18 protein-coding genes are annotated in these 18103 nt (G+C 70.4%); 11 read left to right on the forward strand and 7 right to left on the reverse strand.

All coding sequences use genetic code 11. The features are described 5' to 3' along the window. Positions 1-11: 11 nt before the first annotated feature. From OG504_RS02930 to OG504_RS02950, 5 genes are all read right to left on the reverse strand, one after another. Complete coding sequence (locus OG504_RS02930; RefSeq protein ID WP_405988258.1) at positions 12-779, reverse strand: SDR family NAD(P)-dependent oxidoreductase; 768 nt, start codon at positions 777-779, stop codon at positions 12-14. Positions 780-928: 149 nt separating this feature from the next. Then, positions 929-1546 carry a VOC family protein gene (locus tag OG504_RS02935; protein ID WP_405988259.1) on the reverse strand — a complete coding sequence of 206 codons (618 nt, stop codon included), beginning with the start codon at positions 1544-1546 and terminating at the stop codon, positions 929-931. Positions 1547-1640: 94 nt separating this feature from the next. Continuing rightward, positions 1641-2690 (reverse strand): alpha/beta fold hydrolase, encoded by a 1050-nt coding sequence (locus OG504_RS02940; protein WP_405988260.1) that lies wholly within the window; start codon positions 2688-2690, stop codon positions 1641-1643. Positions 2691-2844: 154 nt separating this feature from the next. Continuing rightward, the gene (locus OG504_RS02945) at positions 2845-3540 is read right to left on the reverse strand and encodes a type 1 glutamine amidotransferase domain-containing protein (protein ID WP_328675249.1); all 696 of its coding nucleotides are present in this window, start codon (positions 3538-3540) and stop codon (positions 2845-2847) included. Positions 3541-3722: 182 nt separating this feature from the next. Then, complete coding sequence (locus OG504_RS02950; protein WP_405988261.1) at positions 3723-4277, reverse strand: ester cyclase; 555 nt, start codon at positions 4275-4277, stop codon at positions 3723-3725. 109 nt (positions 4278-4386) lie between these two features. Between OG504_RS02950 and OG504_RS02955 the strand changes: the two genes are divergently transcribed. Beyond that, positions 4387-4998: a TetR/AcrR family transcriptional regulator gene (locus OG504_RS02955; protein WP_405988262.1), complete on the forward strand. Its 612-nt coding sequence runs from the start codon at positions 4387-4389 to the stop codon at positions 4996-4998. A gap of 11 nt (positions 4999-5009) precedes the next feature. Here the strand turns inward: OG504_RS02955 and OG504_RS02960 are convergent, their stop codons facing one another. Both OG504_RS02960 and OG504_RS02965 read right to left on the reverse strand, forming a co-directional pair. Beyond that, positions 5010-7400, reverse strand: coding sequence for an ATP-binding cassette domain-containing protein (locus OG504_RS02960; protein ID WP_405988263.1), 2391 nt, complete (start codon positions 7398-7400; stop codon positions 5010-5012). 130 nt (positions 7401-7530) lie between these two features. Next, positions 7531-8763, reverse strand: a complete 1233-nt coding sequence (locus OG504_RS02965; RefSeq protein ID WP_405988264.1) for an MFS transporter — start codon at positions 8761-8763, stop codon at positions 7531-7533. Between the two features lie 106 nt (positions 8764-8869). Between OG504_RS02965 and OG504_RS02970 the strand changes: the two genes are divergently transcribed. The 10 genes from OG504_RS02970 to OG504_RS03015 all read left to right on the forward strand — a co-directional run bounded on the left by OG504_RS02970 (position 8870) and on the right by OG504_RS03015 (position 18100). Beyond that, positions 8870-9421, forward strand: coding sequence for a CGNR zinc finger domain-containing protein (locus OG504_RS02970; RefSeq protein WP_405988265.1), 552 nt, complete (start codon positions 8870-8872; stop codon positions 9419-9421). Positions 9422-9599: 178 nt separating this feature from the next. Then, positions 9600-10403, forward strand: coding sequence for an N-acyl homoserine lactonase family protein (locus tag OG504_RS02975; RefSeq protein ID WP_405988266.1), 804 nt, complete (start codon positions 9600-9602; stop codon positions 10401-10403). Positions 10404-10556: 153 nt separating this feature from the next. Continuing rightward, entirely contained in the window at positions 10557-12212 is a 1656-nt protein-coding gene (locus tag OG504_RS02980; RefSeq protein ID WP_405988267.1) for an ABC transporter substrate-binding protein, read from the forward strand. Beyond that, positions 12205-13116: an ABC transporter permease gene (locus OG504_RS02985; protein ID WP_405988268.1), complete on the forward strand. Its 912-nt coding sequence runs from the start codon at positions 12205-12207 to the stop codon at positions 13114-13116. The genes OG504_RS02980 and OG504_RS02985 overlap by 8 nt, the downstream gene beginning before the upstream one ends. Continuing rightward, positions 13113-14183 carry an ABC transporter permease gene (locus OG504_RS02990; RefSeq protein WP_405988269.1) on the forward strand — a complete coding sequence of 357 codons (1071 nt, stop codon included), beginning with the start codon at positions 13113-13115 and terminating at the stop codon, positions 14181-14183. The genes OG504_RS02985 and OG504_RS02990 overlap by 4 nt, the downstream gene beginning before the upstream one ends. 5 nt (positions 14184-14188) lie before the next feature. Then, complete coding sequence (locus tag OG504_RS02995; protein WP_405988270.1) at positions 14189-14878, forward strand: alpha/beta hydrolase; 690 nt, start codon at positions 14189-14191, stop codon at positions 14876-14878. Then, a complete protein-coding gene (locus OG504_RS03000; protein ID WP_405988271.1) occupies positions 14875-15888 on the forward strand; it encodes an ABC transporter ATP-binding protein in 1014 nt (337 codons plus the stop codon). The genes OG504_RS02995 and OG504_RS03000 overlap by 4 nt, the downstream gene beginning before the upstream one ends. After that, a complete protein-coding gene (locus OG504_RS03005; RefSeq protein ID WP_405988272.1) occupies positions 15885-16868 on the forward strand; it encodes an ABC transporter ATP-binding protein in 984 nt (327 codons plus the stop codon). The genes OG504_RS03000 and OG504_RS03005 overlap by 4 nt, the downstream gene beginning before the upstream one ends. A gap of 12 nt (positions 16869-16880) precedes the next feature. Further along, a complete protein-coding gene (locus OG504_RS03010; RefSeq protein WP_365302983.1) occupies positions 16881-17645 on the forward strand; it encodes an amidohydrolase family protein in 765 nt (254 codons plus the stop codon). Then, entirely contained in the window at positions 17642-18100 is a 459-nt protein-coding gene (locus OG504_RS03015) for a cytidine deaminase (RefSeq protein ID WP_405988273.1), read from the forward strand. The genes OG504_RS03010 and OG504_RS03015 overlap by 4 nt, the downstream gene beginning before the upstream one ends. The last annotated feature ends 3 nt before the right edge of the window (positions 18101-18103 follow it).

Consider the following 18103-nt stretch of genomic DNA (forward strand, 5'->3'; position numbering starts at 1 on the left):
CTCACCTGCGGTCACCACGTCTGGTCACCGGCGCGGACCAGCATCTCGTTGACGGCCACGCGTCGCTCCCGGGTGACGATGTAGGCGATCGCGTCCGCGACGTCCTCCGCGCGCAGCGGTTCGATGCCGCTGACCTGCCGGAGAGCCGCCTCGCGGGTGGCCTCGCCGAGGTGGTCCACCAACTCCGTGCGTACGGTGCCGGGTTCGACCACGGCGACCCGGACGCGCTCCACGAGCAGCTCTTGGCGCAGGGCCTCGGTGAAGCCGTTCAGGCCGAACTTCGTCAGGTTGTAGACGCTGCTGCCGGGGCGGGCGACGCGTCCGGCCGTCGAGCCGACGTTGACGATGTCGGACACCTGCCGCGGTGAGGTGGTGGCCGCGTCGATCAGGTACGGGACGGCGGCGTGGGTCACGTGGAGCAGCGCGGTCGCGTTGAGCGAGACCATCCGGTCCCACTCCTCGATCGTGGCGTGCAGGGCCGTGCCGAGCAGCATGATCCCGGCGTTGTTGACCAGGATGTCGAGCCGCTCCAGCCGCCCGAGCGTGACCTGGACCGCCTGGTACGCCTGCTCGGGGTCGCTGATGTCGGCCTCCACGACGTCGGCCCGGCCGCCCAGCCGCGCGATGTCCTGGGCGAGCCTGTCCAGGCGCTCACGACGCCGTGCGACGAGCGCCACCGCCGCGCCCTCCTGGGCCAGCCGGCGCGCTGTCGCGGCACCGATGCCACTGCTGGCACCGGTCACCAGCGCGACGGATCCGGCCAGCGGTTTCTCGGACATGGCGGTCTCACTTCCTCATGTCGAGGACGACACGGAACCGGGCGTCACCGGGGATCATCCGCGGGAACGTCGGTGCGGCGGACCCCGTAGGCCTCGACGCGTATCCGCACCGACGGCAGGTGACCCCCACGCCCGACAGGCCGGCGTAATCATGACGGCAACTCGGTCCCGGCCTGCTCGCGCACCATGTACCGCGCGTACCAGTCGGGCCAGTCCGGGTCCTCCGCGCCGGTGCGCGCCTCGTGCTCGCCGTGCGCCGCGGCGGCACGGCGCAGAGCGCTCGCCAGGTCCTCGGCGGAGGCGAACGTCGTGGCCGCGGGGTCCAGGCGGCCCGGAAGCCGGGTGGTGATCTCCTGCAGAACCCAGCCGTTGCCGTCCGGGTCGCTGAACGACACGAACGAGCCGTAGCTGCTGCGCTTGGGGTCCGGACCGGGCACCCGGGCGTCGGTCCCGGCGTGGTGGAAGACGCCCCCCTCGTCGTGGAACACGTCGCTCGGGTCGGCGCCGAGCCGCTTGAGTTCGTCGTGGGCGGCGTCGATGTCGTCCACGACCAGGTGGAGGCCCTGGGCCGAACCCGGCGTCTGGGACGTGACCGAGGTGCCGAAGATGACAGAGGCAGGCGAGCCCGGCGGGGTCACCTGCACCACCCGGAAGTTCTCGCCGGTGGCGACATCGGCGTCCAGCCGCCAGCCCAACGCCGTGTAGAAGTCCTTGGCCCGGTCCACGTCCCCGACCGGCACCACGACCACTTCGAGTTTCATGTCCATGAGCTGCGCCTCCGTTCTCGGACGAACTGCCGACGCCACCAGACTCGCCCCTTCGGCCCCGGTTCGCGCCAGGGAGTCTCCCTGGTCAACGAGATCAGAGACGATCGGCGTCCAGGACGGCCCGTGCGAACGCCTCGGGTGCCTCCTGCGGCACGTTGTGCCCGATGCCGGCGAGGGCACGGTGGTCGTAGGGGCCGGTGAACTTGGCGCGGTACGCGCTCCCGTCGCCCGCCGGGGTGAAGGGGTCCAGCTCACCGTCGAGGGTGATCGTGGGCACGGCGATGGCCGGGCCTGCGGCGAGCTTGGTCTCGATGCCGTCGTAGCGCGGGTCTCCCGACGCGAGGCCCAGCCGCCACCGGTAGTTGTGGATCACGATGCTGACGTAGTCCGGGTTCTCGAAGGCCTTCGCGGTGCGGTCGAAGGTGGCGTCGTCGAACTGCCAGGTCGGGGAGACGTTGCGCCAGATCAGCTTGGCGAAGTCGTGCCCGTACTGGGCCAGGCCCAGTTCCCCGCGCTCGGTGGCGAAGTAGTACTGGTACCACCACGCCAACTCGGCGGCCGGCGGCAGCGGTTGCTTGTTCTTCTCCCGGTTGGTGATGAGGTAGCCGGTCACCGAGACGAGCGCCTTGCAGCGCCCCGGCCACAGCGTCGCGATGATGTCGGCCGTCCGCGCACCCCAGTCGAAGCCGCCCAGCAGCGCCTTCTCGATCCGCAGGGCGTCCATCAGGGCGACGATGTCCAGGGCGACCACGGCCTGTTGGCCGTTGCGGAAGGTCTTCGACGACCGGAACGTCGTGGTGCCGTACCCCCGCAGGTAGGGCACGATCACCCGGTACCCCTCGGCGGCCAGCAGCGGCGCGACGTCGACGTAGCTGTGGATGTCGTACGGCCATCCGTGCAGCAGGACGACCACCGGGCCCTTCGCCGGGCCGACTTCCGCGTAGCCGATGTCCAACTCCCCGGCCCTGACCCGCTTGAGCGACTCGAAGGACGTACGGCCCGTCGCCCGCCCGGCAGTTGACGCCTCGCTCCCCGAGGAAGTGGCGGACGCGGGTGACGAGCTGAACCATCCCGCCAGGGACGCCGCGGCGGTCCCCATGGCCCCCGCCCCGATGGTCTTGCCGAGAGCTCGCCTGTTGATCATGTGAACCGTCCTGCCTGTGGGGATGCCGGAGTGCCGCCCCCTGGAGGACGGTCTTGATCAGGTTCCACTGCCGGTCGTCCCGGGCGCCACGACCGGCTTCCTTGCATGTGGGAGGTACAGCCTCTCGCCCAGGCACCAGTGACTCGCGTCGGCACTACTTCAGCAACTCCAGCAGCCGCTCCCCGAGGACCGCGGCCGAGTCCGGGTTCTGCCCGGTGATGAGGTTGCGGTCCTCCACCATGTACGGCTTCCAGATCTCGCCGCGGCTGAACTCGACACCGATCTTGTCCTTCAGCTCCGTCTCCAGCAGCCAGGTGACCCGGGAGGCCAGGCCGACACCCTCCTCCTCGTCATTGGTGAAGCAGGTCATCCGGTAGCCCTTGAAGGGCGACTCGCCGTGGATCCTGGTGGCCAGGATCGCGGAGGGGCCGTGGCACACGATCGCGAGCGGCTTGCCCGAGGCGAGCTGCGCCGTGAGTATCCGCCCCACGTCGGCGTCCAGCGCCAGGTCGGCCATCGGGCCGTGGCCGCCGGGCAGGTACACCGCGTCGTAGTCCTCGAGCCGGACGTCCGACAGCTGGAGCGGCCGACGCATCACCTCCGCCGACCGGATGATCTCCTCCAGGTCGAGCGCTCCCTGCTCACCGCCCGCCATGGAGGGGCGCAGGCTCATCATGTCGACGTTGGGTGTCACGCCGTTCGGTGTCGCGACCACGACCTCGTGACCCGCCTCCGTGATCAGCTTGTACGGGGCCGCGAACTCCTCGGCCCAGTACCCGGTCGCGTACCGGGTGCCGTCCTTGAGCACCCAGTACGTCGCTCCGGTCAGCACGAAAAGAACCTTCGCCATCCGAATCACTCCTGCCGTCCAGGGCCCGGCGCCCGCGTTCACCCTGCGGGACCGCCGCCTGGAGCCACGGTGTCGCGCGCGGCGGGTCGGTCGCACCGGTGGGACACCCTGGTCGTCGTCCCTGGGCGGGCGAGGGTCATCGCGGGGTGGGAACCCTCGGCTCGGTCGCTCTGTGCCGGGACCTACCGCGTCGCCCCGGCGGCCGCCTCGTCAGCCTTCGCCGTCACGTCGGCGGCGGCACGCGAGGCCTTCCCCGTCACCCGCCACGTGAGCATGCTCAGCCCGACAGCGGGGCTCGGCGGGAAGACGCCCAGTTGCCCGAGCATGGCCACGTCGTCGCGCACCGCCTCATGCCCGATCACCTTCCCGTCACGGAGGTCGAGCACGTGGATCTGCTCGAAGTCGATGTCGCGCCCGGTGGGAGGTATCGCCTGGTCGAGCGCTCCGTCACGGAAGCGGACGAAGGGTCCGGTGTGACGGCCCCGCATGCGCAGCCGTAGCCAGACCTGCTCGTCGTTGTGGGCGATGCCGAGGACGGGGAAGTCCAGGTCGCTGAAGGCGGAGCGCATCCACGCGCTGGAGGCGAGCACTCCGGCGGGCCCGGGGAGCGCGCAGGCCGTGGGCGAGACGGCCGACTCGCGATTGTGGAAGTCCTCGTGCACCACCTCCGCCGCCAGTACCGGATCTCCGGTCGCGAGGATGCGGAAGAGCCCGTGGGCCAGTGCTGTGGCGTCCATGCCCATTGCGTGATCCCTTTCGAGGGAGGTGCGTCATGAGGGGTGTTGCCGGCCGACAGCAATTGAGGTTACAGGACGCCTATTGAATTCATCGCCGTACGATGACGGCATGCCTCCCACGCGCCGTTACGTCTCCCCGCTGCGGGAACAAGCCGCCGCACGGACGCGCGCGCTGATCCTCGGGCACGCCACGGAGCTGTTCGCCGAGCGCGGCTACGGCCGCGTCACCGTCGCCGACGTCGCCTCGGCGGCCGGTGTCGCCTCGAAGACGGTGTTCGCGAGCGTCGGCAGCAAGAGCGACATCCTGAACCTGATCGTCGACCAGGGCGTGCTCGCCTCGGGCTACGAGCAGGCCATGAAGGAGGTGCTCGAACTGCGCACCCCCGAGGCGGTCCTCAAGGCGCTGGCCCACGGGACGCGCCTGGGCAACGAGGGGCAGTTCGCGGTGCACGAGGCGATCCGCAAGGCGCTGCCCGTGCACGAGAACGGCGAGGAGCTGTGGGAGCGGGCGACGGCCGCGTACCGGGACGCGCTGCACACCGCCGCCCGCCATCTGCACACCCTCACTCCCCCGCCGCCCCACTCGGCGAAGGAGACCGGCGACCTCCTCTGGTACTGGTTCGGTCCCACCGGGTGGCGCACGCTCGTGGTCGAGAACGGCTGGTCGTGGGACCGTGCCGAGGAGGTCCTCCACGGCACGGCGGTCGCCACCCTGCGCTGAGGCCGTGGTGCTCAGGCGCCGACGTACGCCGCCAGGTGCTCCCCCGTGAGCGTGGAGCGGGCCTCGACCAGGTCGGCCGGTGTGCCCTCGAAGACGATCTTGCCGCCGTCGTGTCCGGCGCCGGGGCCGAGGTCGATGATCCAGTCGGCGTGGGCCATCACCGCCTGGTGGTGTTCCACGACGATGACCGACTTGCCGGAGTCGACCAACCGGTCGAGCAGGCCGAGCAGTTGCTCGACGTCGGCGAGGTGGAGGCCGGCGGTGGGCTCGTCGAGGACGTAGACGCCGCCCTTCTCGGACATGTGGGTGGCCAGCTTGAGGCGCTGGCGTTCGCCGCCGGAGAGGGTGGTGAGCGGCTGGCCGAGGCTGAGGTAGCCGAGGCCGACGTCGGCGAGCCGGGTCAGGATCCGGTGCGCGGCCGGTGTCGCCGCCTCGCCCGCGCCGAAGAACTCCTCGGCCTCGGTCACCGACATCGCGAGCACCTCGCTGATGTCCCGGCCGCCGAAGCGGTACTCGAGCACCGACGCGTCGAACCGCTTCCCCTCGCAGTCCTCGCAGGTGGTGGCCACGCCGGCCATCATCGCCAGGTCGGTGTAGATGACCCCGGCGCCGTTACAAGTGGGGCACGCACCCTCGGAGTTGGCGCTGAACAGGGCCGGCTTCACGCCGTTGGCCTTGGCGAAGGCCTTGCGGATCGGTTCGAGGAGTCCGGTGTACGTCGCCGGGTTGCTCCGGCGCGAGCCGCGGATGGCGCCCTGGTCGACGGAGACCACGTTCTCGCCGGCCGGGATCGACCCGTGCACCAGCGAGCTCTTGCCGGAGCCCGCGACACCGGTGATGACGGCGAGGACGCCGAGCGGGATGTCGACGTCGACGTCCTGGAGGTTGTTCGCCGCGGCGCCCCGGATCTCCAGCACGCCGGTGGGCTTCCGCGTCGACTCCTTGAGCGACGCCCGGTCGTCGAAGTGCCGGCCGGTGATGGTCCCGCCGGTGCGCAGTCCCTCGACGGTGCCCTCGAAGCAGACGGTGCCGCCCGCCGTACCGGCGCCGGGGCCGAGGTCGACGATGTGGTCGGCGATCGCGATGGTCTCCGGCTTGTGCTCCACCACGAGCACCGTGTTGCCCTTGTCGCGCAGGCGCAGCAGCAGGTCGTTCATGCGCTGGATGTCGTGGGGGTGCAGTCCGATGGTGGGTTCGTCGAAGACGTACGTGACGTCGGTGAGCGAGGAACCGAGGTGGCGGATCATCTTCACGCGCTGCGCCTCACCGCCGGACAGCGTGCCCGCCGGCCGGTTCAGCGAGAGATAGCCGAGGCCGATCTCGACGAACGAGTCGAGAGCCTGCTGCAAGGCGGTGAGCAGCGGCGCCACGGACGGCTCGTCGAGGCCGCGGACCCACTCGGCCAAGTCACTGATCTGCATCGCGCAGGCGTCGGCGATGCTGATGCGCTTGATCTTCGAGGAGCGGGCGCCCTCGTTGAGGCGGGTGCCGTCGCACTCGGGGCAGACGGTGAAGGTGACCGCGCGGTCCACGAACTCCCGGATGTGCGGCTGCATGCCCTCCCGGTCCTTGGCGAGCATCGACTTCTGGATGCGCGGGATCAGACCTTCGTAGGTCATGTTGATGCCCGCGATCTTCATCCGGGTCGGCTCGCGGTGGAGGAAGTCCTGCAGTTCCTTCTTCGTGAACTTGCTGATCGGCTTGTCCGGGTCGAAGAAGCCCGACTCGCTGTAGAGCCGGGAGTTCCAGCCGCCGCCCGTGTAGCCGGGCACCGTGATCGCGCCCTCCGCAAGGGACTTGGAGGCGTCGTAGAGCTGGGTGAGGTCGAGGTCGGTGACCGAGCCGCGGCCCTCGCAGCGTGGGCACATGCCGCCGGTGATGCTGAAGCTGCGGCGCTCCTTCACCTTCTGCCCGCCGCGCTCCATGGTGACCGCGCCCGCGCCGCTGATCGAGGCGACGTTGAAGGAGAACGCCTTGGGCGAGCCGAGGTACGGCTTGCCGAGCCGGCTGAAGAGGATGCGCAGCATCGCGTTGGCGTCGGTGGCGGTGCCGACCGTGGAGCGGGGGTCGGCGCCCAACCGCTGCTGGTCGACGATGATCGCGGTGGTCAGCCCGTCGAGGACGTCGACCTCGGGCCGGGCGAGGGTCGGCATGAAGCCCTGCACGAAGGCGCTGTACGTCTCGTTGATCAGCCGCTGCGACTCGGCGGCGATCGTGTCGAACACGAGCGAGCTCTTGCCCGAGCCGGAGACACCGGTGAACACCGTGAGCCGGCGCTTCGGGATCTCGATGCTGACGTCCTTGAGATTGTTCTCGCGCGCCCCGTGCACGCGGATCAGGTCGTGGCTGTCGGCAGCGTGCAGCCCGGCCGGCTGCGTATCCGTCCTCGTGGCCTTGCTCATCGTGCCTTCCCTCCGTTGTGCCGGGCCGCCGACGGTCTCTCGGCGGACATCGCCCGGCTCGATCTAACCAAGCTTCGAGCGGTACGTCCGCTTCCGGCATCGATGCGCGGTGACGTCCGTGGCGGTCACGCTACGGGCGGGGCGTGGACTCGCGCTTCTCGAATCCTGACCGGTCCGGGAGGCCGGGGCTCCTGTCGCGTCGCGCACGGCGCAGGTGGAGCAGGTGACGGGCCAGTGCCACCACGGCCAGCGCGGCGACCAGGCCCGTCACACCCCGCCAGCCGAACCGGTCGTAGGTCCGCACACCGAGCCAGGAACCCGCGCTGCCGCCGAGGAACGCGCAGGTCATGTACGCGGTGTTGATCCGGGCCCGGGCCTCGGGCCGCAGGGCGAAGATGCGGGCCTGGTTGGCGACCTGGCCGGACTGGACGGCCACGTCGAGCAGCAGCATGCCCGCGGCCAGGGCCAGGAGGCCGGTGGTGCCTCCCCGATAGGCGGGCACGAGCACCGCCGCCGACGCGATCGCGCCGAGCATGGCGAGAAGGCTGACCCTGTCGGGGCCCCTGCGGTCGGCCAGCCGGCCGGCGAGCGGGGTGCTGAACATGCTGGCCGCGCCGACCAGCCCGAGGATGCCCACCGCCTGGGCACCCATGGCGTAGGTCGGTCCGGTGACGAGCAGGGTGAGCGTGGTCCAGGCGGCGCTGAAGCCGGCGAAGACGGTGGCCTGGTAGAGGCAGGAGCGGCGGAGGTCGGGTTCGGTGCGCAGCAGGCTCAGGGGCGCGGCTATCAGAGCCGGGTAACCGAGCCGCGTGGACGGCTCGGTGTCCGGGACGACCCGGGAGAGGATCGCGGCCAGGGCCAGGACGATCACGGCGGCCACGATGTAGGGCGCCCGCCAGCCGAGCCGTTCGCCGAGGGTGCCGCTGAAGGTGCGGGCCAGAAGGATGCCGCCGATCAGGCCGCTGAGAAGGGTGCCGGTGACGGCTCCACGGCGTTCGGCGGGCACGAGTCCGGCGGCCATCGGGATGATGATCTGCGGCACGACGGTCGTCACGCCGGTGACCGCGCTCGCGACGACCAGCACCGGAAGCGAGGGCGCGGCGCTCGCGGCGAGCAGTCCGGCGGCGGTGAGCGTGAGCAGGGTGACGATCAGGGGCCGGTGCGGCAGCCGGTCGCCGAGGGGGACGAGCAGGAAGATGCCCGCCGCGTAGCCGAACTGGGCCGCGGTCACCACGAGGGCCGCCGAGCCCGTGGAGACGCCCAGGTCGGCTGCGACGAGCGAGCTGATGGCCTGTGGGAAGTAGATGGTCGAGACGCCCACACCGCAGGCGAGGGACAGGACGAGGATCACCCAGCGGGGCACGGACACACCTCACGTGAGAACCGGTTTTACTGGTTCAGGCGACGGTAGCAGGCGAGCCTGTCCCGTGGCACCACTTAAACCGGTTCTACGGAGGTAGGGTGGGCCCGTGCCAGCAACTCCCCGCTTCCGCCAGGGCGCCGGGCGCCTCTGCCTGGACTTCGTCCGCACCCTGCGCCACCGCGGTTCACCCGACGTGGTGGAGGAACTCCCCGACGCCGAGGCCCTGTTGGCGTGGGTGCGGCAGTGCGGCCCCTGCGCCGACGCCGCCGGGCGCCTCGATGCCGCGAACGCGCGGGAGCTGCGGGAGGCCGTCCACACCCTGATCGTCGACGCACGGGCCGGCCTGACGCCCGACGCCCACTCCCGCGACCGGGTCAACTCTGCTGCCGCGCACGCCGTCCCCGTACCGCGCCTCACCTCGGCGGGGCAGCTCACCCGGCACGCCGACGACCCCGTCCGGGCCACGCTCTCCCTCGTCGCCCGCGACGCCCTGGACCTCGTCACCACGCCGTCGCTCGCCCGCCTCCGCAACTGCGCGGGCCCGACCTGCGGCGCCCTGTTCCTGGACACCTCCCGCCCCGGAAACCGCCGTTGGTGCTCCATGGGCACCTGCGGAAACCGGGCCAAGAAGGAGACACTGCGCGGCAGGACGGTCTGAAAAGGGAGGGGGAGAGAACTTGTTCATCTCTCCGCAACCGCCTTTGGGATCCACATACTTAAAGTGTGGATCCCCATGGCCCATCCCCGCGCAGGCGAGCCCCCACTCCCGCAGGCGTCCATGATGCACTCCCGGAACGGATCACGCCGATGCGCCAGCCGCCCCACCCGCACCCCTCATGACCCGCCACGGCGTACGCAGGATCGTGCCCCTGCTGCTGGGCTGGGAGGAGCTCCCCAAGTCCGTCTCCGTGCACGGCGCCCCGTACGAGGAACGGCTGCGTGAACCCGTACCGGCCGTGCTCCTGGAGTGCGACGGCGGCTGGCTGTTGCTCGACACCGGCTTCAACACGGCACTGATCCGGGACCCGGCCCTGCGCCGACGCTTCTACGGTTCCCCCAACTACCGGCCGATCCTGCCGGGCCCGGGCGAGCCCCTGGAGGAGGCCCTCGACGCGGCCGGCATCCCGATGGACGCGATCCATGCCGTGGCCGTCAGTCATCTGCACGCCGACCACGCGGGCGGGCTCAAGCACTTCGCGGGACGGGTGCCGGTGCACGTGCAACGCGAGGAACTCGCCTACGGCCTCTCCGGGCGGCCGGAGGCCGAGCGCCACTCGATCTTCCGCGTCGACTTCGACGACCCGCGGATCGACTGGCAACAGGCCGACGGCGACGTGGAGTTGGCGCCGGGCGTGACCGCCGTACTGACCGCCGGGCACACCCCCGGACACCAGAGTTTCGTCGTCGACCTCGCGGACGGCGGCGGCTTCGTGTTCGCCTTCGACGCCGCCGATCTCACCGAGAACATCGAGCACGAGCGCCCGATCGGCGCCTCGATCGGGGTCGACCCGGAGAGCACCGTCGAGCCCATCCGCCGGCTCAAGAGCATCGCCGCCGAACGCGGTTACGAGCTCATTCCCGGTCATGATCCCGTGGTCTGGCCGGAGTTGATCCGCCGCATGGGCCGACCGAGCGCATAGCCGGTGCTGACCGGCGCCGTCCCCACAGCCCGGTTCACACGCCTTTAACACCCGGGACACGAGAGAGACTCTGTGGCCCGTGACCATGTTTTTGGATCCAATCTCGACACTTTGAGATCCATTATTCGAGGATCGGTGCCCAAGGAGGCCCACATGCCGGACCAGTCAGCTGGATCGTCCTCACCCGGCTCCGCCCCGTCGACGGCGTCGCGCCGCACCATGCTCCGGGGCGCGGGGCTCCTCGGCGTGGGAGTCGGCTTCGGGCTCCCCGCCCTGCTCAGTGCCTGCGGTGCCGCGGCCGACGATGCCAAGGGAAGCAGCAAGGGCGGCACGCTGACCCTGGCCATCGACGCGACCAGCGCGGCCAACGACCCGTCGTTCTACACCTCGTTGGGCGACTGGATGGCCGTCGACTGCATCTGCCGGGGCCTGACCTTCATCTCCTTCGAGACCAACGAGCCCACCCCGGACCTGGCCAAGAGCTGGACGATCTCCGACGACCAGCTCACCTACACGTTCGCCCTGCGCGAGGACGTCAAGTTCCACGACGGCACCACGCTGACCTCGGCGGACGTCCTGGCCAGCCTGGGCCGCCAGTTCGACGAGAAGGACAAGACCCTGCCCAAGGGCGCCACCCGCCCGCTGTCCGACCTCGGCGCGAACGTCGCCTCGCTGACCGCCCCGGACGACATGACCGTCAAGATGGTCCTCAAGAAGCCGGACCGCACCACCCTCGGCCAGCTCTCCGACATCGGTGGCCGCATCATCTCGAAGGCCGCGCTGAAGAAGTACGGCGCGGAGATCGGCAAGCACCTCGTCGGCACCGGCCCCTTCGCCTTCTCCGCCGCCACCTCCGGCCAGTCGATCACCCTCACGGCCTTCGACGACTTCCGCCTCGGCAGACCGCCCGTCGACCGGCTGGTGCTGCGCCAGGTGCAGGATCCGTCGACGATCGTCAGTTCCCTGCTCAGCGGCGACATCTCGGCCACCCAGTTCACCCCGTACTCCGCCGCCGCGCAGCTGCGCAAGGACGACTCGGTGACGGTCTACAAGACGCCGTACAACGCCAACGCCATCCTGATGATCGACGCCCGCCGCGTCCCCGAGCTCAAGGTCCGCCAGGCCATCAACCTCGCGATCGACCGCAAGTCCATCCTCGACCAGGCCTTCTACGGCGTCGGTGCGCTGCCCACGGGCTACGCCATCCCGCCCGCGCAGAGCGGCTACGACACCAGCCTCGCCGACCTCAGCACCCAGGACGCGGCCAAGGCGAAGCAGCTCGTCGCCGAGGCGGGCGCGGGCGGCCGCCGCATCCGGCTCATGGCGGCGAGCGACTCCTGGCACCCGAAGGCCGCGCAGATCGTCGCCCAGAACCTCACCGACGTCGGCTTCAAGGTGGTCACCACCTCCGTCGACCCGGCCACCTACTTCACCCGGCTCCTCGACGGCAAGGACGACTACCACGACCTGATGATCTGGGAGCGCAACACCTACGTCCCGGACGCCAACGACATGGTCGGGGCGATGGCCAGCCCCACCGGCCTCTACGGCGCGACCATCACCGGCATGGACACGCTCAAGGACGCCGCCTCGCTCCAGGCGGAGCTGGACACGGCCAAGAACCTGCCCCTCGGTGCGCAGCGCACGGCCGCCTACACGAAGATCCAACGCCGTTGGGCCGAGGACTACATGGTCCTGTCGATGCTGGCCTGCTTCGCCAACCTGGTGGTCAGCGGCTCGCACGTGAAGCACATGAACACGGCGGCGCTGGCCAACCACCGCTGTTACATGGAGAAGGCCAGTGTCTGACACCACGACGGCTCCACCACCCGTGGCGACCGTAGGGCCCTCCTCGTCCCCTTCCATCGGGCGGATGGTCCTCGCCGCCTGGCGTCGCCGCCGGTTGGCGCGGTCCTGGCCTGCCGTGCTGTCCTGGCTCGTCCTGACCGTGCTGGTGCTGGTCGCCGTCGCAGGGCCGCTGTTCGTGCAGGCGGACCCGCTGCGGCAGACGTCGTCGGCGCTGCTGCCCATGGGGTCGTCCGGCCATCTGTTCGGCACGGACGACCTGGGCCGGGACGAGTTCGCCCGACTCGTGCACGGTGCCCGCCCGTTGCTGCTCGTGGCGTTCTCGGCGACCGCGCTCGCGGCGGTCGTCGGCACCGGGATCGGGCTCGTCGCGGGGTACGCGGGCGGTGTCGTGGAACAGGTGCTGATGCGGATCGTGGATCTCGCGCTCGCGTTCCCGTCCATCCTGCTGGTGATCCTGCTCGTGGCGGCAGCGGGACCGGGCACGGTCAGCCTGGTCTTCGGGATCGGGGTGTCCCTCGCGCCCGGTCTGGCCCGGCTGGCCCGCGCTCTGACGGCCCGCGAGGCGGCGCGTGACTACGTCGTCGCCTCCAAGCTGGGCGGCACCCGCACTCCGCGCATCCTCGCCCGCGAACTCCTCCCGAACATCGCAGGACCCATGCTCGCGCAGGTCGTCATGACCCTGTCGATCGCGGCCGGTTTCGCCGCCGGTCTCTCCTACCTCGGCCTCGGCATCCAACCCCCGCAGCCCGACTGGGGCTACATGGTCCAGGCGGGACAGGAGTTCCTCTACACGGCACCCCGACTGGTCGTCCTGCCCGCGACGTTCACGCTCCTCTTCGTCGTCGCCTGCAACTTCGTCGGCGACGACCTGCGCGACGCCCTCGACGTACGGGGGCCGGCATGACCACCGCACTGCTCCCCCTCTCCCGCCCCAAGTGGGCAGCGGGAACAGCCCTGTTGGTCCTACGACGGCTCGCGGTCATCCCCGTCGTGCTGTTCGCGCTGGCCAGCCTGGTGTTCCTCGCGATGCGCCTGCTGCCCGGCTCACCGGCGACCTCCCTCGCGGCCGGCGGCAACAACCTCTCAGCGTCCCAACTGGCCGCGAACGAGGCACGCGTCAACAAGGCACTCGGCCTCGACCGGCCGCTCCTGGCCCAATACGGCAGCTTCCTCAACGACCTGGTGCATCTCCGTCTCGGCACCTCGTTCTACGGCTCCAACAGCGTCCTGGGTCTGCTCGGCGACGCGCTCCCCGCGACCATCGAGCTGACGCTCGCGGCGATGACGATCGCGGTCCTGCTCGGAGTCGTCACCGGTGTCATCGCCGCGCTGCGCAAGGGGAGTTGGATCGACAACTCGACCCGGGCCGTGGCCACGGTGAGCTTCTCACTGCCCTGGTTCGCGCTCGGCGTGCTCGGCATCGTCGTGTTCGGCGTGTGGCTGCGCTGGCTCCCCGTCCTCGGCCGACTGCCCAGCTCGCTGGACTACAACCCCACCACCAACTTCGTTCTCCTGGACGCGATTCTCCAGAACCGCCCCGAGCTGGTGTGGCCCTGGATCCAGCATCTGATCCTGCCCGCCGTCACGTTGGCGCTGTCGATGGCGGGGTTCATCACCCGCATCGTGCGCGCCTCCGTGCTGGAGGTCCTGGACGACGACTTCGTGCGGACCGCCCGGATGAAGGGCCTGAGCGAGGGCGTGGTGATCCGCCACCACGTCCTCCGCAACTCCTGGCTGCCCATCGTGACCGTCCTCGGGCTCCAGTTCGGCTCTCTGCTGGGCGGATCGGTGATCACCGAGACGGTCTTCTCGTACGCCGGTGTCGGCCGCCTGCTCGTCCAGGGCGTCCTGCAACGCGACTACCCCGTCGTGCAGGGCGCCGCCCTCGCCATCGCCCTCCTCTTCACCCTGGTCAACCACGCGGTGGATCTGCTGTACACGGTCCTCGATCCGCGGCTACGGAAAGGATGACCCGCATGGACATCGTGCTGGTCCACGGCGCCGGCGGACGGCCGACGACCTGGTCGGCGGTGCAGCCCCTGCTGGCGGCCCGCGGCCACCGGCTGTTCACCGTCACCAACCCGATGACCTCCCTGGAGGACGACGTCGCCAACACGGCGGCCGTGTTGGAGGAGACGACGGGCCCGGTACTGCTGGCCGGACATTCCTACGGCGGCGCGGTCATCAGCAACGTCGGCCGCGACCCGCGGGTCAAAGGCCTTGTCTACATAGCCGCGTTCGGGCCGGACGAGGGCGAGACGGTCAACGAGATCGTCGAGCGGTACGAGGAGGCCGAGATCTCCAAGTACATGCGGCGCGGCCCGAACGGCGAGTGGAAGTCCGAGACGAGCGAGGCGTTCTGGGCCGAGATAGGCCCCGATCTCTCGCCCGAGCAGCGAGCCGTGGTGGAGGCGGAGGGACGCAAGGCGGAGAACCTCATCTTCAGGCAGCCGACCGGCACACCGGCCTGGCGCACGCTGCCCAGTTGGTATCTGGTCGCGGACGACGACCGCACGCTCCGCCCGGAGATCCAGAACGACATGTCGGCCCGCATGAAGGCCACCGTCGAGCATGTACCGGGCAGTCATTACACAACCCTCGTGTGGCCCGAGCGCGTCGCCGACCTGATCCACACGGCGGCCACGGCCGTGGGCGAAGGCTCATGACATCGGCGCCGGTGCTCGAAGTCCGGGACCTGCGCGTCCAGTTCGACGTTCCGGGCGGTCGACTGCCCGCCGTCGACGGCGTGGACCTGACCCTCCGCCAGGGCGAAGTCCTCGCGCTGGTGGGCGAGTCGGGCTCCGGGAAATCCGCCCTGTCGATGAGCCTGGTCGGCCTGAACCGTGGTCCGCGCACGCACATCAGCGGAGAGGTGGCCTTCAAAGGGCGTGACCTGGTGGCCGCGTCGGAGCGGGAGTTGCGCGGTGTGCGCGGCAAGGACATCGCGGTCGTCTTCCAGGACGCGCTGGCCGCACTCAACCCGCTGCACCGGGCGGGCGCCCAGGTCTCCGAGATGATCCGCGCCCACCGTGATGTGACACGGGGTCAGGCGATGGGCCGGGCGGTGGAGTTGCTCGGCGAGGTCGGCATCGCCGGCCCGGACCGCACGGCACGCGCCTACCCGCACCAGCTCTCCGGAGGCATGCGGCAACGCGTGATGATCGCGATGGGCCTGGCCAACGACCCGGCCGTACTGATCGCCGACGAACCCACCACCGCACTCGACGTCACCATCCAGGCCCAGGTCCTCGCCGTCCTCAAACGCGTCCAGCGCGACCACGGCACCTCCGTCCTGCTGATCACCCATGACCTGGGCGTCGTCGCCGAGGTCGCGGACCGGGTGGCGGTGATGTACGCGGGCCGGATCGTGGAACAGGGGCTGCGCGAGGAGGTGCTGTTCCACCCCCAACATCCCTACACCATGGGCCTGTTGGGTTCGGTGCCCCCGATCGACGGTCCTGTCGTACGACGGCTGCCGACCATCGCGGGCAGTCCGCTGACCGGGGTGGACCGGCCGGCCGGGTGCGCGTTCGCGCCCCGGTGCCCCTTCGTCCACGACGCGTGTTCCGAGCGGCCCGTGCTGCGGCAACGACACGGCGAGGACGGCCACTTGGACGCATGCGTGCTGCCCTCCCCCGCCCGCGCCACGGCCCGTTCCCAGGGAGGGATCGCATGACCGCCGCGCTCATCCAGGCCCGCGAGTTGCGCGTCGAGTATCCGGGACGTGCGGGCGGCCGGGTCAGGGCGCTGCGGGACGTCGACCTCGACATCCTCCAGGGCGAGACCCTCGGTCTGGTCGGCGAGTCGGGGTGCGGCAAGTCCACGCTCGGCCGCGCCCTGTTGCGGGTCATCGAGCCCGCCTCGGGCCGGATCGAGTTCGACGGCACCGACCTCACCCGGCTGCGCGGTGGTCGACTGCGCCGGACGCGGGCCGAGTTGCAGATGGTGTTCCAGGACCCGTTCGGTTCGCTGAACCCGCGCCGCAGGATCGCCGACATCGTCGCCGAACCGTTGCTGAGGTCACGCGGCGCCACCCGCGCCGAGGCCGCGAAGGCGGTGGCCGAACTCCTCGACCTGGTCGGTCTCGGCGCCGAGGCCGGCGGGCGCAGGCCGCACGAGTTCTCCGGCGGCCAGCGTCAACGCATCGGCATCGCACGGGCGTTGGCGTCGTCACCGCAGTTCGTGGTGGCCGACGAGGCCGTCTCCGCGCTGGACGTGTCGATCCAGGCGCAGGTGCTGAACCTGCTGTCGGACCTGGTCCGCGACCGCGGCCTGACGATGCTGTTCATCTCGCACGACCTGGGCGTCGTACGGCACATCGCCGACCGGATCGCGGTCATGTATCTCGGCCAGATCATCGAAGTCGCCTCCAGGGACGCCTTCTTCGCCGCCCCCGCACACCCCTACAGCCGGGCGCTGCTGTCCTCCGTTCCCGTCCTACGGCCTGGCGAGATCCGCGAACAGCAGGTACTGGAGGGCGAGTTGCCCGATCCGGCGAACCCGCCCGAGGGCTGCCTGTTCCGCACCCGGTGCCCGATCGCCACGGAACGGTGCCGCACCAGCGCGCCCGAACTGCGCGAGATCGCGCCGGGTCGGAGTGTGCGCTGCCATCTGCCCCTGGTCTCAAGCGAGCAGCACGTCGCGAGTAGCGAGTAAGGACGAACCGCCTTGATCATCGACGCGTACAACACCACTCAGGACGTCCGCGGCCGTTCCGACTACCTCACCGGCGCCCGCAAGGGCCAGGCCCCGCCGCCGTACAAACCGTTCGAGCCGCGCCGCATCCTCGACCGGATGGACGCGGCCGGGGTGGACATGGCGATGGTGTGCTCGCTCGCGCAGCGCATCGAGAACGACTTCATCGCCTCGCTGGTGGCCTCGTACCCGGACCGGTTCTTCGGCTTCGGGCAGGTGATGCCGCAGGCCGACGACGCGCTCGACGAGATCGACCGGATGGCCGACGCGGGTCTGGTGGGCCTGAAGCTGCACCCGAGCCTGCACGGCTACCACGTCGCCGACCACGGCCTCCTCGACCCGGTCTTCGAGGCGTGCGCGCGGCGCGGACTGCTGGTGCTGATCAACGCGCTCGACGACGCGTTCTGCGCGCCGCTGGCCATCGAGGAGATCGCCCGGGACCACCCCCAAGTCCCCACGATCATCGCGCACATGGGGGCGGTGTGGAACGTACCCGAGGCGATCATCGTCGCCGAACGGCAGCCGCACGTGTACCTGGAGACGTCGGCGACGCTGATGAGCGACGTGAAGCGGGCCTACGCACGGCTCGGGCCGGAGAAGATCCTCATGGGCAGCGAGTGGCCCGGCTCCGACTTCGACCTGGAGCGGATGAAGATCGCGAAGGCGGTCGAGGACGAGAAGGACCGTGCGCTGGTCGAGGGCGGCAACATGGCCCGGCTGCTGGGACTGACGGTATGAGTGCCGCGGGTGTGCGGCCCGTTTCCGTACCGCCGTCGATGGACGAGGACGACGTCGAACTCCTCGCCGTCGCACAGCACTTGCTGGCCAAGGTGTGGCAGTCGGGCCGCCACGAGGTCGCGACCGCGCTGCGTACCGCGGACGGGCGGGTCCACACCGGCGTGCATGTGGAGGGTTCCTGCCGGCGCAGTTCGATCTGCGCCGAGGGCGTGGCCATGGGCACCGCGCGGGGCGCCCTGCCCGCCGGTGCGGAGCTGAACATCACGTCGGTGGTCTCGGTACAGATCAAGCCGGCGGGGTGGTTCCGGATCATCGCGCCGTGCGGGGTGTGCCGCGAACTGATCAGCGACTACTCCCCGGACGCCACCGTGTGGGTCACCACGGTCGACGGGGACAAGCCCGTCCCGTTGCGCGCCCTGGATCTGCTGCCCGAGAAGAGCCGACGCCGATGGTGAGCA

The organism is Streptomyces sp. NBC_00986 (genome assembly GCF_045162565.1).
Taxonomy (GTDB): domain Bacteria; phylum Actinomycetota; class Actinomycetes; order Streptomycetales; family Streptomycetaceae; genus Streptomyces.